Raw genomic sequence first — 15,840 nt, 5'->3', positions numbered from 1 at the left:
ATGCCAATTCCGAGGTTTGCGAACCCGTATTGGAGTTGGCGATGAACGTCTCGAATGGCCCAGCGTCGGCACCGGTTGCCCAAGCCTTGTTGTTTGCCCAAGTCTTGTTTTTTTCCAAAGCTTTGCCGTCCCTCATTCGGCTGCTTTTCGGCGCGGATCGGGGCGCCAACTGATATGTCGGCCTACGCAAAAGCCATCGAACGACGGTTTGGCGACGGCGGTCCGTCCGGGGAGGGCGCTGCCGAGAGCGATCTTATCCGCCGGGTGCTGGCGCGAAAGACGGTGCGGCGCTACAGCGACGTGATTCCAAGTAAAAGCCTGCTTGACCTGCTCGTCGCGGCCGCCCTGAGCGCCTCGGCCAAATCGGATTTCCAACAGGCATCGATTCTTGCGGTCGACGATCCGGTGCAGCGCGCCGCGATCGGAAAACTGTTTCCGGCGATGCCGTGGATCGGGGCCGCACCGGTGTTCTTTGTCTTTCTCGGCGACGCCCGGCGGCTGCAGCGGATCGGAGAGTTGCGCGGAAGGCCGGTTCGCAATGGAACGCTGGAAGGCTTCTTCAACGCCAGCGTCGACGCCGCGCTGGCGATGCAAACCATGATCCTGTGCGCGGAATCCGCCGGACTTGGCGTCTGTCCGATCAGTGTCATCCGCAATGAGGTCGACAAGGTCGCTGCTATCGTTGGGCTTCCGGATCTGGTTTTTCCGGTCGCGGGGCTCTGTCTCGGTTATCCGCAGGCGGAAGGCCATGTCAGTTTGCGCTTGCCGCGTGTCGTGACGACGCATCGCAACCGCTACGAGGATGGCGCGCTTCCCGCGGCCCTCGACGATTACGATCGCCGCCGCGACGCCTTGCATTCCATTCCCCAGGAACAGCAACGCTCGAACGCGGAGTTCGGCGAGGCTGCCTTCTATGGCTGGTCGGAAGACAAGGCCCGGCAGGCAGCCAAAGCCGAAGGCGCGGCGTTCCCGCCCTATCTGCGGTCACACGGATTCAGTTTCGATTGAAGGAACCACAACGCCTGCTCGACAAGTCGCATACCTTCTTACTGGTCATCACCCCAATGGAGGACGATTTATCATGACGATGTATCCGCTTGCCCGCTCCAAATCGCTGTCACGACGCTTCATGCTCGGTTCGATGGCTGCGCTGTTCGCGATGCCGATCCTGGTCGGCCATGCCAAGGCCGCGAGCCTCGAAGAGATCAAGAAACGCGGCCTGATCGTCGCGACCGAGGACGATTTTCGTCCCTTCGAATTCGTCCAGGACGGAAAGCCGACAGGCTTCGATAATGAAATGATCGAGGATCTGCGCAAATATGCGCCGTTCGAGATCAAGCAGGAGATCTTGCCGTGGACCGGCATTCTGGCCGGCGTCAGCACCGGCAAGTATGATGTCGCCATTACCGCTGCGATCATCACCAAGGAGCGCAAGCAGTCGCTCGATTTCACCAGCCCGATCGCCGACGCGACGCATTATTACGTCAAGCGAAAGGACGACAAATCGATTTCCTCGATCAAGGATTTGAGCGGCAAGACGGTCGGCGTTCAGGCCGGCAGCGCGCTGCTCGCCCGGTTGCCGGAACTCGGGGCCACGCTGGAAAAGAGCGGCGGAAAGCTCGGCAAGGTCGTCGAATATACGTCGTACCCGGAGGCCTATCAGGATCTGGCGCTTGGCCGCGTCGATTACGTCGTCAACACCGTCATCAATCTACAGAACCTGGTGACCGAAAAGCCCGAGGTTTTCGAACTCGGTCAGGCGGTCTCCGGAAAATCGTTCCCGGCCTGGGCCGTTGCCAAGGGCAATACGGAATTGCTTGCCTTCCTGAACGAATTCATCGCCAAGGAGAAGGCGAGCGGACGCTTCGCCGAATTGCAGAAGAAATGGTTCGGACAGGCCTTCGCGGATCTGCCGGTGACGTTTGAGCCTGAATTCTAGCGGCCCGTTGCCGGAGCCGAACAGCCATGAGCGGCGGCGACATCGCAGCCATCTTCCAGGGTGCCATCGTGACAGTGACGCTGTCGCTGATCGGCATCCTGATCGGATTGCCGATTGGCCTCGGCCTTGCGCTGCTGCGCTGGGCCAATGTTCCCGTGCTCGCTCGTATCGTGGCGCTTTATGTCAGCGTGTCGCGCGCCACGCCGCTGGTCACGCTGCTGTTGCTGTTGTTTTTCGCGCTCCCCAATATCGGCGTCCCGGTCAGTCCGACCTCGGCCGCCGTCCTGGCTTTGGTCATGAATACCTCGGCCTTCAACTGCGAAGTCTGGCGCTCAGCCCTGGCCAATTTTCCAAAGGACCAGTACGAGGCCGCCCAGTCGGTCGGCATGCGGGCCGGGCTACGCTTTCGCAGGATCGTGCTGCCTCAGATCGTGCGCGTCAGCCTGCCTGGTCTGGTCAACGAAATGTCGATGCTGATCAAGGCGACGCCGGCCCTGGCGGTCGTGGGCGTCGTCGATATCACGCGCGCCGCGGTCAGGATCGGCGCCCAGACCTACAAGCCGTTGCCGCCATTTTTGGTGGCAATCGCGCTCTATGTGCCGATCGTCTTTGTGCTGGTGTCGCTGCAGCGCTGGATCGAACGGCGTCAGCTCGCGGCCAAGGTCGCCGCATGATCCATGATTTCGGGATCGTCTGGAGTGAACGGGCGTTGCTCCTGAGCGGGTTCGCCAATACCGCGATCCTGTCGGCGCTGTCGGCCGTCGTGGCTTTATTGCTGGGTTGCATCCTCACGCCGGCATTGATGTCGAAACATCAGGCCGTTTCCGGCGCGGCGCGGGTGTTCGTGGATGGCATGCGCTGCGTGCCGTTTCTGCTGCTGGCCTATATTGTTTATTACGGGCTGCCGTCGCTCGGCATAAGGTTCGATAACTGGACCTCGGGGCTGGCGGCCCTGATCATTTACAATGCGGCCTATATGGCGGAGATCCTGCGCGGCGCCTGGGTGGTGCAGCCGCGTGAGCCGATCGAGGCCGGTGTCGCCTTCGGCTTTTCGGAGATCAAGCTGTTCCGCCGCATCATTCTGCCGCCGCTGCTGTTATCGGCTGGGCCGGTGCTCGGCAATCAGATGATCCAGATCGTCAAGGACAGCGCCTTCCTGACCATCATCGCCATACCCGAGCTCACGCATGCCGCGAGTTCGATCCAGTCGCGGCATTACGTTCCATTCGCCGCCTTCATTACCGCGGTGTTCCTGTATTGGGGGCTTTGCCTCGTGATCGAGGCCGGGGTGAGTTCGGTCGGCCGCGTCGCCGAAGCACGACGGTAGGGAATAGCGATGGCCCAGCTGGTTCTCGATGTGGCCGGCATATCGAAGCGATATGGTGACGTCGAGGTGCTTCGCGACGTCAGCTTCCAGGTCGGCAAGGGCGAGACGGTCTGCGTGCTCGGACCGTCGGGCTCCGGAAAGTCGACGCTGCTGCGCTGTATCAACTGGCTCGAACGGCCCGATGCTGGGCAAATCTATCTGAACGGCGCGCAGGTCGGCATCACCGGCGGCGGACTTGTGATGGGCGACCGCGATCTGTCGCGGATCAGGACGCGCATCGGGATGGTGTTTCAGCATTTCGCGCTGTGGCCGCATCTCACGGTGCTGCAAAACCTGATGGAGGCGCCAGTTCAGGTGCAGAAGCGGGACAAGGCCGAGGTTCGCGACGAGGCGCTCGCCTTGCTGGCCAAGGTGGGGCTCAGCGAAAAGCGGGATTCGTTTCCGGCGAAATTGTCGGGCGGCCAGAAGCAGCGGGTCGGCATCGCGCGGGCGCTGGCGATGCGTCCGGACCTGCTGCTGTTCGACGAGCCGACCAGCGCGCTGGATCCGGAGCTGGTCGGCGAAGTCCTGGTCGTGATGCGCGACCTGGCCCGCGACGGCATGACGATGGTGATCGTCACCCACGAGATGGGGTTCGCGCGCGAAGCGGCGACGCGGGTGCTGTTTCTCGATCACGGGCGGGCCGTGGAAACGGGATCGCCGGAGCGGTTCTTCTCCAACCCCGAAACCGAACGCGCCCGTCAGTTTCTTCAGCGTTATGCTGGCGACGCCGCCGGCGGCAGGCGCTGATAACACAACGAGGAACGCCCAGCATGGACCCGATCTTTCATCTACTGCCCGACGCACCGAAGCCGGTCACGCCCTACAGCCATGCCGTCGAGGCCGGGCCCTATATTTTCGTGACCGGACAACTCGCGACCGATCCGGACGACGATACGCGGCCGATTCCACCCGGTATCGAGGCCCAGACCCGCAAAGTGATGGACAATCTCGCCCGCGTGCTCAGGGGATGCGGGCTGACATTTGCCAATGTCGTCTTCGCCCGGATCTACCTGACCGATTTCAAGCGCGACTACGCCGCGATGAATGAGATTTTCTCGGCCTGTTTCGATCCCAGCCGCCGTCCGGGGCGGACCACAGTCGGCGTCACCGATCTGGCGCGGGGCGGCATCGTCGAGGTCGATCTGATCGCTTTCAGAGCATGAGGTAACGGCATGACAGATTCGCTGATCGAAATTCCGGCGCGGCGTGGCAAGGCCCATCTTGTTGCGGCCGGGCAGGTCGTCACCGTCGTCAATACCCATGGCGAGCAGGTGGTCGACACCTGGGCTTTCAACCGCGCTGATCTTGGCGAGTTCATGTCGAACGAACACACGCGCGCGCACAGCCTGCATCTGGTTCCAAGGCCAGGCGACGTGCTGCGGACCAACCGGCGCCGGCCGATCCTGACCCTGATCGAGGATACCTCAGGCGGAGTCCATGACACGCTGATCGCCGCTTGCGATCGATATCGCTATGCGTTTCTTGGCGTCGAAGGCCATCATGACAATTGCACGGACAATCTCTTTGCCGGCATGGCCGAACTCGGGCTGGTGCCGCCGGAGGTGCCGAGCCCGCTCAATCTGTTCATGAATATTCCTTGGGATGCCGACGGAACCCTCGGCTTCGCGGCGCCGCCACAACCGGTACCCGGCGGCCATGTCCGCCTGCGAGCCGAGATGGATCTGGTGATCGCATTCTCCGCGTGCCCGCAGGATATCCTGCCGATCAACGGCAAGGCGGGAAAGCCGGTCGAGGCGCATTTCACGGTCACCGGATAGCATGGCGGAGGGAACACATGACGGCCCAGACCAAGCAGGAAATTGCCGAGGCCAACCGGCGCCGCTACGAGGAGCTTCGAGCGGCGGGGCAGGAATTGACCCCGAAGGGCCTGCCCGAGCCGACGCCTCTCGATGGCGCGCCGGTCGCGCCCGAGGCGGTGATCGATCGGGAGCAGATTCCCGCCGGCTGGTACGCGACGATCCGCCTGCGCCGCGGCGAGGCGCTGCGGATCGTTGATGATTCCGGCCGCTCCAGCGTGTCGCTGATCGGCTGGCGCGAGCAGGATATGTCGGAGCGGATCAACTGCGCCGACACCGTGAAGGTGCAATGGAGCGCCGCCGTCTCGAAGGGCCGCGTCATCCTGTCGGACATGGGGCGCGTATGCCTGTCGGTGGTCGAGGACACCAGCGGCGCGCACGATCTGTTGGTCGGCGGCTCCACGCCGGCCTCGACCCACGCCGCGTTCGGCGAGACGACGCGCAATACGCAGGAGAATTTTCTCGCCGCCGCGGCGAAAATTGGACTCGGCGCCAGGGACATTCCGCCCTGTGTCACGTTTTTCGCGCCGGTCTCGCTCGATGCCGCCGGCCGCTTTGTTTGGAATCCGGGTCGCAAGCGGGTAGGGGACTTTGTCGACCTGCGCGCCGAGATGGATCTCGTTGTTGTCGCGTCGAATTGCGCACACCCGCTCGATCCCGCGCGGCCCGCGGCGAGCGGACCGGTCACGCTGGTCAAGCACCGCGCGGCTGCGCCATCGCCGGACGATCTCTGCCGGACCGCATCGCCGGAAGCCGCCCGCGCCTTCGCGTTCACGGACCGGCTCTATGTTTGAGGGGGGCTGCAAATGACCAATCCGGATATTTCCGACGTCGTCTATGCCTGCGACATACCGGCGGAGCGGCCGTGGTCGCGGGTATTGAAGAGAGGCCAAACCCTGCGGATCATCGACAGCGAGGGGCAGCAGGCGGTCGATGCCTTGCTCTATGGCGCCGACGATCCCGCCGAGCGTTACAGTTCGCAGGATACCTTGCGCGTGCAGGGATCGGCCTATGTCGAACTTGGAACACGGTTGATTTCGAACCGGGGCCGGGTGATGGCGCGCATCACGGCCGATTCCTGCGGCCGGCATGACACGTCGGCGGGGTGTTGCTCCTGCGAGAGCAACGCGGTTCGTTTCGGCGAAGCGACAAAATATCAGCATGCCTGCCGCGAGAATTTCATCCTCGAATTGTCGAAACACGGCCTGACCAAGCGCGACATCGTGTCGAACCTGAATTTCTTCATGAACGTGCCGATCGACCCCGCGGGAAATTTCACGGTGGTCGACGGTATTTCGGCCCCGGGAAATTATGTCGACGTGACCGCCGACATGGATGTGCTATTCGTCATCTCCAATTGTCCTCAGGTGAACAATCCCTGTAATGGTTTCAATCCGACGCCGATACGCGTGGTGGTTCGCGACGCGCCCGGGCTGTGACGAGCGTTTTCAATCGCCATGACGCAGGAAGTCGCGAGGTGGGTCGAAGTCTTGCCGCTGCAGCGGCTGGCCGATCAGGCCATCCTTTGCGTGCGGGTCGAGGCCGTCGACATGCTGCTGGTCCGTGACGGCGAGCGGGTCTTCGCCTGTGAGCGGGCCTGTCCGCATGAGCAGGCCGATTTGAGTTTGGGGCGCGTCGCCGGCGGCCGCCTGTCCTGTCCGCGCCATCTGGCCTCGTTCGATCTGAACGACGGTCATATTTCGCCGGGCTGGCCGAGCCGGCCGCTGCGGCGCTATCCCACGCGGATCAGGGACGGGCGGATCTGGGTCGATGCCGCGGCGATCGAGTCCGCCGCGCGCTAACCGGGCGTCGCGGCAAGCGACAGCGCGACTTTGACAAGCGCGCCGTCCGCGCGACGCAACTGTTCCAAAATGGTGAAGTGGTCGGCGCCCTCGATGACGGCGAGTTCGCCCGGCGCGCCGGCGGCCTGGCGCGCGGTGTAGAGCTTTTTCGAGTCCCACGCCAGGGCTGGCAGTTCGTTCGAACCGTAGGCGATCGCCATGCGCTTTGGCACGACCGGAAGCCGGAGCGGCGAAAGTGTTGCGATCTCCTCATCCGTCAGTTTCAGCGCAATATTCAGCGAGGTGTCGCGGATCGGCGCGAGTTCATAGACGCCGGAGATCGCGAGCCCGGCCGTGACCAGCGGATGATCGAGTGCGAGCGCGGTGAGATGTGCCCCGGCCGACCAGCCGGATAAAATCACCGGTCCGGCGATGCCGTGCGCAGGACCGTGGGCGGCCAGCCAATCCAGCGCCGCCGAGATATCCTCGACGATTTCGCTCAGGGTTGCATCCGGCGCCAGCGAATAGCTGGGGATGGCGACGGACCATCCATGCGCGGCCATGCCCTCGACCAGCATGGCGAAGAATTCGCGGGAATTGCGCTGCCAGTAGCCGCCGTGGATGAAGACCAGACACGGCGCCGACGGGTCGCGGGCAGGGTAGAGATCGATCTTGTTCCGTTCGCGCTTGCCATACGGAATGTCCAGAGCGTCGGCGCGGGTGGCCCGCAACGCCGCCGAGGATTCGTTGCGCTCGGCGATCAGCGCGGGGCTGTTGGCGACAGCCTTGTTGTTGTCATAGGCCGCATCGCGCTCCGCCTGAGTCAAGGCGCTCCAGTTCGAGCGGGGGTCTTTCGGATCGTTGCCGGTCATCGGCGGCCTCTCAATGTGAATGCAGGGGAAAGGACCACGGGCTGGCTTCTTCGGCCGTCCTGCCGCGCGGGTCCCAATCCTGCAGGGTCGACCAGATATGTTCGCCGGAACGCTGGGCCCGATCGCGCAAATCGTCAATATCGAGACCCGGGATTACGCCGTTTTCCATGCAAATGTTGCCGTTGACGATCACCGTATCGATGTCGTCGCCGACGCCGCATTCGACCAGGCTCTTGATGGGATCCCGGACCGGCCCGTATCGCAGCGAGTGCCGGCCGTCAAAATCGATGATCACGATGTCGGCCAGGGCGCCGGCCGACAGCTTTCCGAGGTCGTTGCGTCCGAGCGAGCGCGCGCCGCCCAGGGTCGCGGCCTCGAAGACTTGTCCGGCCGGCGCCTTGTAGTAGTCGTGGCCCATGATCTTTCCCATCAGCGACGCGGTCCGCATGTTCATGATCATGTCGCGCGGATAGGTATCGCTGCCGATGGTGACATTGACGCCGGCATTGCGATAGCGATCCCAATTGTCGAGCGTGCGGGCCCTGCGGGCGATGTTGATCGGGCAGTGGGAAATCGAGCATTGGTGCGTGCCCATCAATTCGAGGTCGCGGGCGCCGGAATAATTCAGGTTGCTGTTGTCGGCGATGAAATTGCCGTGTCCGATGTTCAGCGTCGTGCGCAACATGCCGACCTTGTCCAGAAGCTCGATCGGCGTCATCTGGAATTCGCGGACGATGTCGTGGAATTCAAGCACGCTGTAGGCGGCGTGGGTGGCCATCGGTACCTTCAGTTCGTCGGCGAAGCCAAGGGTTTTCTCGAGCAGATCAACGGTCGAGGTTTCCACCTCGCGCGGCACCAGGATGCCGCGAATCCGGTCCTCCAGCGCGCCCTCATATTTCCGGATGAATTCGACGGCGATGTCCAGACCGCGCAGGCCGCCTTCGGGATCGTGTACGCGCTTGAGGCCGCCATTGCTGTCACCGACCCAGCGGCCGGAATCATATCCCGGGCCGAGATAGGCCCGCGTCCCAAACCGCTCGATCTGCTTCATCAGCGCCAGTTGAACGCTCTCCTGGCTACCGAATTCGACGAAGGTGGTCACGCCGTTGCGGAGCAGTTCGGCCACGGTGAACATGGCGTTGAGTTCGAGCGCCGCGTTGAGCGCGGTGTCGCCCGGCTTCAGGTAGCGGGGATCGCCCGAGACCACGCGCCCTTCCTTCGGCACGCTGATTTCGAGGAAGGGCTGGCCGAAATAGAGCGGCCGCCCGGCATCGCTGATCAGCCGGTGCGAGGCGCGATGACCGGAATGGACATGGGTATCGATGAAGCCCGGACAGACCAGCTTGGAGCCGGCATCGATGCTGCGGTCGACGGGCCCGTCGAAGGATTGGCCGACATGGATAATGTGCTTTCCTTCGAAGACCACGACGCCGTCACGCAGCAGCGTGTGGCCGCGGCCGTCATTGGCGACGATCCATTTTGCCTTGATCAGCGTTCGCATTCTCACACGTCCTTTTTCTGGAATTTATCGTTGCGGCGGAGGCAGCCGAAGCTATCGCTGCATGCCCCAGCGCAGCACGGTTCGCCTTTCGATGAAGCGGAAGATCACGGCCTCGACGATCAATCCGATCAGGATGACCGCGAGCAGGCCTGCGAAGACGCGGTCGGTTTCAAGCTCGGAGCGTGCCTCGAAAATGTACCAGCCGAGACCGCCGGAGCGCGATGAGACCCCGAACACCAGTTCGGCGGCGATCAGCGTGCGCCAGGCAAAGGCCCAGCCGATCTTCAGGCCGGTCAGGATTGAAGGAAACGCCGCGGGGATCAGGATCAACGCCACATATCGGATGCCCTGCAGGCCATAATTCCGGCCGCTCATCCGCAGCGTTTCAGGCACGCTGCGGAAGCCGGTCAGGGTATTCAACGCTACCGCCCACAGCACCGAATGCACGATGACAAACACCAGCGAGGGGGTGCCAAGCCCGAACCATATCAGCGCCAGCGGCAACAAGGCGATGGCGGGAACCGGATTGAACATGGCCGTCAACGTCGCCAGCACGTCGGAGCCGATCCGTGTCGACACCGCAACCGTCGTGAACAAGGCTGCCAGAAAAATGCCGGAAAAATAACCGAGCAATAATGACCGCAGCGACGTCGCAACGCGATCGATCAGCACGCCGTTCATGAGGTCGCCGAAGAATGTCGTGAGGGTGGCGCCAAGCGTCGGCAGGATCAGGGGATTGTCGATCCACCGCGCATAAAGTTCCCAGATCAGGCCAAGCACCAGCAGGATCGCAAGGCGGCGGACCGCATCATTGTTCGTCAGCCTTTCGACGAAGCCCAGCGGGCGTTCGACATCTCCCACGCCGGAAGCGTCGATCGGCTCGCGCTCGAATTCCGGGCGCGGCTGTGGTGCCCGTGACTGTGGGGTCCGTGTGTCGAGGGAGGCGCCGGACATGGTCAGATGCCTTTCGCGACGGCTTCGAGCTTCTGACCGAACAGAAGGCCGTGAATCCGTTTCGTGAGCGCGCCGAATTCGGCGCTGTCCACCTCGCCGAAGCCGAGCCTGGAGGCGTCGAGTTCGGCGCGGACGCGGCCGGGATGAGGCGACAGAACGAGGATGCGCGAGCCGACCAGAATGGCTTCCTCGATCGAATGGGTGACGAACAGGACGGTGAACCGAAACTGCTCCCACAGACCCAGGAGTTCCTCCTGCATTTCCCGCCGTGTCAGGGCGTCGAGCGCGGCGAACGGCTCGTCCATCAGCAGCATCGAGGGCTCGAACGCCATCGCGCGGGCTAGGGCGACCCGCATTTTCATGCCGCCCGAGAGCATGTGGGGATACGCATCGCGGAATTTGCCGAGCTTGACGCGGTCGATCATGGACAGCGCGCGCTGGCGCGACTCGGCGCGGCCGAATTTCTTGGTCGCCCGCATCGGAAATTCGACGTTCTGCAGCACGGTCTTCCAGGGCATCAGCTGTTCGAACTCCTGAAACACCATCATCCGATCGGGCCCGGGCGCGCTGATGGACTTGCCGTGGATGGAGATGGTGCCGCTCACCGGGGCCATGAAGCCGCCGACGGCTTTCAGCAAGGTCGATTTGCCGCAACCCGACGGCCCGAGGATGACGTATCGCTCGCTTTCCTGGACCGTGAAGCCGACCTTGTAGGTCGCGGTGACGAGATGCTGCGGCGTCTTGTATTGCAGCGTGACGTCGTCGACCTTGAGCAGATCCGGTTTGTCGCACGCTGTGGTTTGTGTCTGCTCCGTCATCGCTAACCTGCGATCAGCTGCCGGGCTTGTCGGCGATGAGCGAGGTGAACAGGTCTTTCCAGCTGTTAGCCGGCGATTTCACCGTTCCGGTTTCGGTCATGAAGTTGACGAACTTCATGACGTTCTGCGGGGTCATGGTGAAGACGTTTTCCGGATCCTTGATCATGGCTTCGACGGCATCGGCACTCAGCGACGAATCCTCGGCCTTCAAATAGGTTTCGGCGGCGCGCCTTGGATCATTCTTGATGATGTCGGTCGCTTCTTCGATCGCCGCCAGGACCACCTGGGTGGTCCTGGGATTTTGTTCGATGAATTTCTTTGAGGTCCAGACCACGCTATAGGTCGCGGGTCCGCCGAGGATGCCATAGGAGCTGAAAGCGCGGTGCAGTCCGGCCGCAGTCTCCTGCTGGTAATAAGGCGCGGCGGTGAAATGCGCGGTGATTTCGCTGCGGCCGGACAGCAGCGCCGCCATCGCGTCCGGGTGCGGAAGCGGAACCGTCAGGTGGTCGAGCCTGGCGGACTGGTCCTTGCCATAGGCTTCGGCGGCCAGCATCCGCAGGATGATCGCCTGCATCGACACCCGCGAGACCAGCCCTATTCGGTCGCTTTCCTTGAAATCCTTCACACTGGTGATGGCGGGATCGCGGGTCATCATCACCGCGGGCATCGAGCTCAACGCGGAAAGGCCGACATAGGCGCCCTTGCTCTTGTCCCACAGCACGATCAGCGCCGTCAGGCCGCCATTGGCGATATCGAGATTCCCGGAGAGAAGCGCCTCGTTCATACCCGGCCCGTCGCTGAACCGGCTCCAGGTGACTTTCAAGTCCTTCAGTCCGGCTTTTTCGGCCTGGTGCTGCACCAGCTGCAACTGATCCATGAGGGCCATGGCGAGATGCGAGATGCCGTATTGGCGGGCGAGACGGAGTTCACTGACCTCCGCGTGGGCATCGCGCGCGAAAAGTCCGGTCGCACCGAAGATCAAAGCCGCCAGCAAGGCGGAGCGGACCATCGTCGCGCGGAATATCATCGATCCATGACCGCGTAACGATCTTGTCCATACCGGGAGTCTCGGCAAGCCTGCGTGCTGTTGCATGTCCATTCTCCCTCAAAGCCCCGAACGGCTGCGGCGGAAGTTCAGTAAAATCGTCAGTGTACTGATGATTTGATCTGAAAACATCGCGCGACCGGCATTCCCTTCGTTTTCACTGAATGAGCGAAATTATTCCAGAAGCGTTGCGGCGCAAGTGCATTTTTTGAGCGCAGCCCGCCTGCTTTTTGATCGTCGGCATTTCCGGGTGTCAGCGGGTGCGCACGCTTGATACCGCAGTAAAAACCCTACAGGTTCCGCAGCGGCGAGCGTCCCTTGTCATTGTTGGCCTGCACGAGGCACAGCAGTTGTTCGAGAAATCGCTCGCGTTCGGCCGGATCCAGCGGCTTGACGAGTTCCCGATGGGCCGCCTCGATCGAGGCTTGCATATCCTGCAGCATCGCTTTTCCGGTCGGCGTGAGATAGGCGCGCTTGGTTCGCCGGTCTTCGGGATCGGTTTCACGCTTGACAATGCCGCGCGCTTCCAGCCGCGACAACACGCTCGATGCCGTGGTGCGGTCGATGCCGATTTCGCCCGCCAGCGCAATCTGGTCCATGCCGGGTTGGGCCGACAGAACCTGCATGACGCTCGACTGTACCGGCGTGGTGCCGAAGCGCTCACAGTTCTGGAAGTAGATGGCGACGTAGATCTGGTGCAGCCGCCGGACCAGGAATCCGGGCCGTCTGAACAGCGCGACCCGCGGTGGTTTCCGATGTTCACGCTTGGTCATTTTCGGCCGCTGGCCAATTCCATTTCTGCCGGGCGATTCCCGGCATTGTGCGAGACGGAGTCTAATAGCGCCGTGCGGCTAGTCCCGCTATGGCGGTGGCCAGTCTAATTTTCAGCCAATTGCGGAATGGGTGGTCAGGCTGCCACGATCGCCAAATCCTGTTCTCGTTGATTTCCCTTGCGAAATGCGAAACCACGTTGGCCCGGATTTTGCTGAACGTCAGTATACTTGCATTGACGCGACGGCGCAGAGGCGGAGAGTAGGATGACGAAATCAGGGAATATCAATGCCCGGTCGATGCGGCTGACGCGGCGTGACGTGTTGCGCACGGCGGCCATGGGCGCCGTGGCGGCGGGTGGTTTTGCCAGCCCGGCGATCGCGCAGCAGCGCAACGTGACTTTTACATTGCCGTGGGTACCCGAAGGGCCAAACCTGATCAGCTTCGTCGCCAAGGCAAATGGCTACTGGCCGAACCTCAACGTCGATATCGCCAAGGGCACGGGCTCGGTCGGCGCGGCGCAGGCAATCGGAAACGGTCAATTCCAGTTCGGCCTCACGGCAGCCACCGCCGGCTTGCAGCAGGCGGCGCTGGGGTTGCCGCTGGTGCAGATTTCCTGCTGTTCCTACGACGCCTTCATGGCCGTGGTCACCATGAATGACAGCGGCGTATCGAGCCCGAAGGATCTCGAAGGCAAGAAATTCGCGGCCACCACCAAGTCCGGCGAATTTCCATTTCTGCCGGCGTTCGCAACCAATGCCGGTTTCGACCTGAGCAAGGTCGAGATACTGCAGGTCGATCCCAATGTGCGTCAGCGCCTGTTGATCGAAAAGCAGGTGTCGGCGCTGTCCTGCTTTGCGCCTTCGGTCGTCCCGGGTTACATCGCCAACGGCTACTCGCCGAAAATCATCCTGTTCAGCAAATTCAACCTGCCGCTGTTTGGCAATACGCTGTTCACCCAGCAGGCGCTGCTCGAGAAGGAGCCGGAGCTCTGCGGCGTGATCGCCGAAGGACTGAACGAGGCGACCAAATTCGTGCTGCTGAAGCCGGAAGAATCGCTCGACATCTTCTTCAAGGCCAATCCCGAGATGGAACTTGCCAAGGGCGCGCGCGAGCAGACCAAACTGGCCCTGGACTTCTTCCGCTACTCGGTGGTGCATGATGCGTCTAAGCGGAACGGCATCGGATACGCGCCGCCCGGCGAGTACAAGACGATGATCGATCTCGTGATGAAATACGTGGCGCCGGACGGCAAGCGGCCGGATATCGAGAAAGTCGTCTCCAACAAGTTCGCCGGCGGCGTGAAGCTGACGGACGCCGAATGGAGCGGGCTGCAGCCCTCGTTTTCCGACGTTGCGGCGCTTCTGACCTGAAACAGAGCCGGGCTGCCGGCCGTCGGAGATTCATGTCGTTTATTCGTGGTGACGGGCTGCGCAAGGTCTACGACCCCGGCGGCAAGGCCGTCGAGGCGTTGCACAACGTCAATTTCATCATCGAAAAGGGCGAGTTCGTCTCCATCCTCGGACCGAGCGGTTGCGGCAAGAGCACGCTGCTGATGATGTGCGCCGGCCTGGAGGAAATCAGCGACGGCCTGCTCATGGTGGCCGGCGCGCCGATGACCGGTCCGCGCGGCGACGTCGGCATCATGTTTCAGGATCCGACCCTGCTGCCGTGGAAGACCGTGATCGAGAACGTGCTGTTTCCCGCGCGGATCGCGCGCGTGCCGATCGAACCGGTGCGGGAGCGCGCGCATGCCTTGCTGCGTTCCGTCGGCTTGCACGCGTTCGAGGGGCATCGTCCGCATGAGCTGTCCGGCGGTATGCGCCAGCGGGTTTCGATCTGCCGGGCTCTGGTCAACGATCCGAGCATCCTGTTGATGGACGAGCCGTTCAGCGCGCTCGATGCCATCACCCGCGACCAGATGAACGTGCTGCTGCTCGACCTGTGGCAGCAGCAGCTCGCACGCACCGCGCTTTTCATCACCCACAGCATCCGTGAAGCCGTGCTGCTGTCCGACCGCATCTTCGTGATGACCAGGCGTCCGGCCACCATCGTGCAGAACGTCGTCGTGCCGTTTTCCAGGCCGCGAAGCCCTGAACTGACCGAGGATGTGGAATTCAATCGGCTATGCGGCCATTTGCGAAGCATGATCGAGGACAGCCATGTCGGCTGAAGCGTTTTCCATCGGCGGTGTAGCGGCCCCGCGCTGGCTCAGCGGGGCTTTCCGCTTTGCCGATGGCGCAATGCGGCCGGCGGGTTTCATCCTGATATGTCTTGCGGCGCTCGAAATCCTGGCGCGGACGCTGGCTGTTCCGGAAGTGCTGTTTCCCGCGCCAAGCCGCGTGCTGACGGCGCTCGTCAGCAACGCCCCGACGATCTGCTACCATGCCGCGCTGACGGTTTCGCAAGTGGTAGCCGCGCTCGTCATTTCATTTGCCGTCGGCGTCGCGGTGGCGACGATCTTCACGCTGTCGCGTGTGATCAATGACATGTTCGCGCCGCTTTTCATCGTGCTGCAGATCATCCCGAAGATCGCGCTGGCGCCGCTGTTCGTCATCTGGTTCGGACCGGGCGGCCTGTCGCATCTCAGTTTCGCGGTTTGCCTTAGCTTTTTCCCGATATTGGCGGGTGCCCGTGCCGGATTCGAAGAGACTAGCGCGGACGCCGTGCGGTTATGCAGTGCGCTGCGCGCCAGCCGCTTGCAGACGCTGATCCATGTGAAGTTGCCGATGGCGTTGCCGCAATTATTCGTCGGCGCCAAGGTTTCGACGACGCTGTGCATCATCGGCGTCGTGCTGGGAGAGTTCGTCAGCGCCAGGGCCGGTATCGGCTGGTACATCGTGCAGGCCGCAGCCCTATCGCAGACGGCGAATATCCTGGCGGCGCTGGTCGTCCTCAGCCTGTTTGGGCTGCTGGTCTACGGCGTGGTCGCGGCCGGCGAAATCGTGGTCCGGCGCCGGATGTTCGGGTGAT

The 15,840-nt window shown here is 62.5% G+C and carries 19 protein-coding genes; 13 read left to right on the top strand and 6 right to left on the bottom strand.

Going from position 1 to position 15,840, the window contains the following annotated elements:
- The first annotated feature begins 174 nt into the window (after positions 1-174).
- The 10 genes from HB630_RS21850 to HB630_RS21805 all read left to right on the top strand — a co-directional run bounded on the left by HB630_RS21850 (position 175) and on the right by HB630_RS21805 (position 6,927).
- A complete protein-coding gene (locus tag HB630_RS21850) occupies positions 175-1,008 on the top strand; it encodes a nitroreductase family protein (protein WP_213774545.1) in 834 nt (277 codons plus the stop codon).
- Between the two features lie 73 nt (positions 1,009-1,081).
- Positions 1,082-1,939 (top strand): transporter substrate-binding domain-containing protein, encoded by an 858-nt coding sequence (locus HB630_RS21845; protein WP_249780975.1) that lies wholly within the window; start codon positions 1,082-1,084, stop codon positions 1,937-1,939.
- A 26-nt stretch (positions 1,940-1,965) separates the two neighbouring features.
- On the top strand, positions 1,966-2,613 hold the full coding sequence (locus HB630_RS21840) for an amino acid ABC transporter permease (protein WP_213774544.1): 648 nt from the start codon (positions 1,966-1,968) through the stop codon (positions 2,611-2,613).
- Positions 2,610-3,266 carry an amino acid ABC transporter permease gene (locus tag HB630_RS21835; RefSeq protein ID WP_213774542.1) on the top strand — a complete coding sequence of 219 codons (657 nt, stop codon included), beginning with the start codon at positions 2,610-2,612 and terminating at the stop codon, positions 3,264-3,266. Before HB630_RS21840 ends, HB630_RS21835 begins: the two co-directional genes overlap by 4 nt.
- A 9-nt stretch (positions 3,267-3,275) precedes the next feature.
- Positions 3,276-4,055, top strand: a complete 780-nt coding sequence (locus HB630_RS21830) for an amino acid ABC transporter ATP-binding protein (protein ID WP_213774540.1) — start codon at positions 3,276-3,278, stop codon at positions 4,053-4,055.
- A gap of 23 nt (positions 4,056-4,078) precedes the next feature.
- A complete protein-coding gene (locus HB630_RS21825; protein WP_213774538.1) occupies positions 4,079-4,471 on the top strand; it encodes a RidA family protein in 393 nt (130 codons plus the stop codon).
- A 9-nt stretch (positions 4,472-4,480) separates the two neighbouring features.
- The gene (locus HB630_RS21820) at positions 4,481-5,086 is read left to right on the top strand and encodes an urea carboxylase-associated family protein (protein WP_213774536.1); all 606 of its coding nucleotides are present in this window, start codon (positions 4,481-4,483) and stop codon (positions 5,084-5,086) included.
- Between the two features lie 17 nt (positions 5,087-5,103).
- Positions 5,104-5,919 carry an urea amidolyase associated protein UAAP1 gene (locus tag HB630_RS21815; RefSeq protein ID WP_213774534.1) on the top strand — a complete coding sequence of 272 codons (816 nt, stop codon included), beginning with the start codon at positions 5,104-5,106 and terminating at the stop codon, positions 5,917-5,919.
- Between the two features lie 12 nt (positions 5,920-5,931).
- Positions 5,932-6,564: an urea amidolyase associated protein UAAP2 gene (locus HB630_RS21810; protein WP_213774533.1), complete on the top strand. Its 633-nt coding sequence runs from the start codon at positions 5,932-5,934 to the stop codon at positions 6,562-6,564.
- An 18-nt stretch (positions 6,565-6,582) separates the two neighbouring features.
- Positions 6,583-6,927 (top strand): Rieske (2Fe-2S) protein, encoded by a 345-nt coding sequence (locus HB630_RS21805; protein WP_213774530.1) that lies wholly within the window; start codon positions 6,583-6,585, stop codon positions 6,925-6,927.
- Here the strand turns inward: HB630_RS21805 and HB630_RS21800 are convergent.
- The 6 genes from HB630_RS21800 to HB630_RS21775 all read right to left on the bottom strand — a co-directional run bounded on the left by HB630_RS21800 (position 6,924) and on the right by HB630_RS21775 (position 12,869).
- Positions 6,924-7,778: an alpha/beta hydrolase gene (locus HB630_RS21800; RefSeq protein ID WP_213774529.1), complete on the bottom strand. Its 855-nt coding sequence runs from the start codon at positions 7,776-7,778 to the stop codon at positions 6,924-6,926. The two genes, HB630_RS21805 and HB630_RS21800, sit on opposite strands and share 4 nt — an antisense overlap.
- 10 nt (positions 7,779-7,788) lie before the next feature.
- Complete coding sequence (locus HB630_RS21795; protein WP_213774527.1) at positions 7,789-9,279, bottom strand: chlorohydrolase family protein; 1,491 nt, start codon at positions 9,277-9,279, stop codon at positions 7,789-7,791.
- A gap of 51 nt (positions 9,280-9,330) precedes the next feature.
- Positions 9,331-10,233, bottom strand: a complete 903-nt coding sequence (locus tag HB630_RS21790; protein ID WP_213774526.1) for an ABC transporter permease — start codon at positions 10,231-10,233, stop codon at positions 9,331-9,333.
- A gap of 2 nt (positions 10,234-10,235) precedes the next feature.
- Complete coding sequence (locus HB630_RS21785; RefSeq protein WP_213774524.1) at positions 10,236-11,051, bottom strand: ABC transporter ATP-binding protein; 816 nt, start codon at positions 11,049-11,051, stop codon at positions 10,236-10,238.
- A 13-nt stretch (positions 11,052-11,064) separates the two neighbouring features.
- Positions 11,065-12,078, bottom strand: a complete 1,014-nt coding sequence (locus HB630_RS21780) for an ABC transporter substrate-binding protein (RefSeq protein ID WP_213774523.1) — start codon at positions 12,076-12,078, stop codon at positions 11,065-11,067.
- A 308-nt stretch (positions 12,079-12,386) separates the two neighbouring features.
- The gene (locus HB630_RS21775) at positions 12,387-12,869 is read right to left on the bottom strand and encodes a MarR family winged helix-turn-helix transcriptional regulator (protein WP_213774521.1); all 483 of its coding nucleotides are present in this window, start codon (positions 12,867-12,869) and stop codon (positions 12,387-12,389) included.
- Positions 12,870-13,133: 264 nt separating this feature from the next.
- On the opposite strand from HB630_RS21775, the gene HB630_RS21770 reads away from it, so the two are divergent.
- From HB630_RS21770 to HB630_RS21760, 3 genes are read left to right on the top strand one after another with little or no spacing between them, the layout of a single operon-like run.
- Entirely contained in the window at positions 13,134-14,240 is a 1,107-nt protein-coding gene (locus HB630_RS21770) for an ABC transporter substrate-binding protein (protein ID WP_213774520.1), read from the top strand.
- 32 nt (positions 14,241-14,272) lie between these two features.
- The gene (locus tag HB630_RS21765; RefSeq protein ID WP_213774518.1) at positions 14,273-15,040 is read left to right on the top strand and encodes an ABC transporter ATP-binding protein; all 768 of its coding nucleotides are present in this window, start codon (positions 14,273-14,275) and stop codon (positions 15,038-15,040) included.
- Complete coding sequence (locus tag HB630_RS21760; RefSeq protein ID WP_213774517.1) at positions 15,030-15,839, top strand: ABC transporter permease; 810 nt, start codon at positions 15,030-15,032, stop codon at positions 15,837-15,839. The genes HB630_RS21765 and HB630_RS21760 overlap by 11 nt, the downstream gene beginning before the upstream one ends.
- The last annotated feature ends 1 nt before the right edge of the window (position 15,840 follow it).

Source organism: Bradyrhizobium sp. dw_78 (genome assembly GCF_018449525.1).
GTDB lineage: Bacteria > Pseudomonadota > Alphaproteobacteria > Rhizobiales > Xanthobacteraceae > Bradyrhizobium.
The sequence above is the reverse complement of the archived record's forward strand: the minus strand, read 5'-3'. Positions and strand labels throughout refer to the sequence as shown.

Excerpts from the sequence above, each read along its gene's own strand:
- HB630_RS21825 (WP_213774538.1), top strand. The coding sequence starts at position 4,079 with ATGGACCCGATCTTTCATCTACTGCCCGACGCACCGAAGCCGGTCACG.
- HB630_RS21805 (WP_213774530.1), top strand. The coding sequence starts at position 6,583 with ATGACGCAGGAAGTCGCGAGGTGGGTCGAAGTCTTGCCGCTGCAGCGG.
- HB630_RS21790 (WP_213774526.1), bottom strand. The coding sequence starts at position 10,233 with ATGTCCGGCGCCTCCCTCGACACACGGACCCCACAGTCACGGGCACCA.
- HB630_RS21850 (WP_213774545.1), top strand. The coding sequence starts at position 175 with ATGTCGGCCTACGCAAAAGCCATCGAACGACGGTTTGGCGACGGCGGT.
- HB630_RS21785 (WP_213774524.1), bottom strand. The coding sequence starts at position 11,051 with ATGACGGAGCAGACACAAACCACAGCGTGCGACAAACCGGATCTGCTC.
- HB630_RS21760 (WP_213774517.1), top strand. The coding sequence starts at position 15,030 with ATGTCGGCTGAAGCGTTTTCCATCGGCGGTGTAGCGGCCCCGCGCTGG.
- HB630_RS21795 (WP_213774527.1), bottom strand. The coding sequence starts at position 9,279 with ATGCGAACGCTGATCAAGGCAAAATGGATCGTCGCCAATGACGGCCGC.
- HB630_RS21845 (WP_249780975.1), top strand. The coding sequence starts at position 1,082 with ATGACGATGTATCCGCTTGCCCGCTCCAAATCGCTGTCACGACGCTTC.
- HB630_RS21830 (WP_213774540.1), top strand. The coding sequence starts at position 3,276 with ATGGCCCAGCTGGTTCTCGATGTGGCCGGCATATCGAAGCGATATGGT.
- HB630_RS21780 (WP_213774523.1), bottom strand. The coding sequence starts at position 12,078 with ATGATATTCCGCGCGACGATGGTCCGCTCCGCCTTGCTGGCGGCTTTG.
- HB630_RS21820 (WP_213774536.1), top strand. The coding sequence starts at position 4,481 with ATGACAGATTCGCTGATCGAAATTCCGGCGCGGCGTGGCAAGGCCCAT.
- HB630_RS21840 (WP_213774544.1), top strand. The coding sequence starts at position 1,966 with ATGAGCGGCGGCGACATCGCAGCCATCTTCCAGGGTGCCATCGTGACA.
- HB630_RS21810 (WP_213774533.1), top strand. The coding sequence starts at position 5,932 with ATGACCAATCCGGATATTTCCGACGTCGTCTATGCCTGCGACATACCG.
- HB630_RS21775 (WP_213774521.1), bottom strand. The coding sequence starts at position 12,869 with ATGACCAAGCGTGAACATCGGAAACCACCGCGGGTCGCGCTGTTCAGA.
- HB630_RS21765 (WP_213774518.1), top strand. The coding sequence starts at position 14,273 with ATGTCGTTTATTCGTGGTGACGGGCTGCGCAAGGTCTACGACCCCGGC.
- HB630_RS21770 (WP_213774520.1), top strand. The coding sequence starts at position 13,134 with ATGACGAAATCAGGGAATATCAATGCCCGGTCGATGCGGCTGACGCGG.
- HB630_RS21800 (WP_213774529.1), bottom strand. The coding sequence starts at position 7,778 with ATGACCGGCAACGATCCGAAAGACCCCCGCTCGAACTGGAGCGCCTTG.
- HB630_RS21815 (WP_213774534.1), top strand. The coding sequence starts at position 5,104 with ATGACGGCCCAGACCAAGCAGGAAATTGCCGAGGCCAACCGGCGCCGC.
- HB630_RS21835 (WP_213774542.1), top strand. The coding sequence starts at position 2,610 with ATGATCCATGATTTCGGGATCGTCTGGAGTGAACGGGCGTTGCTCCTG.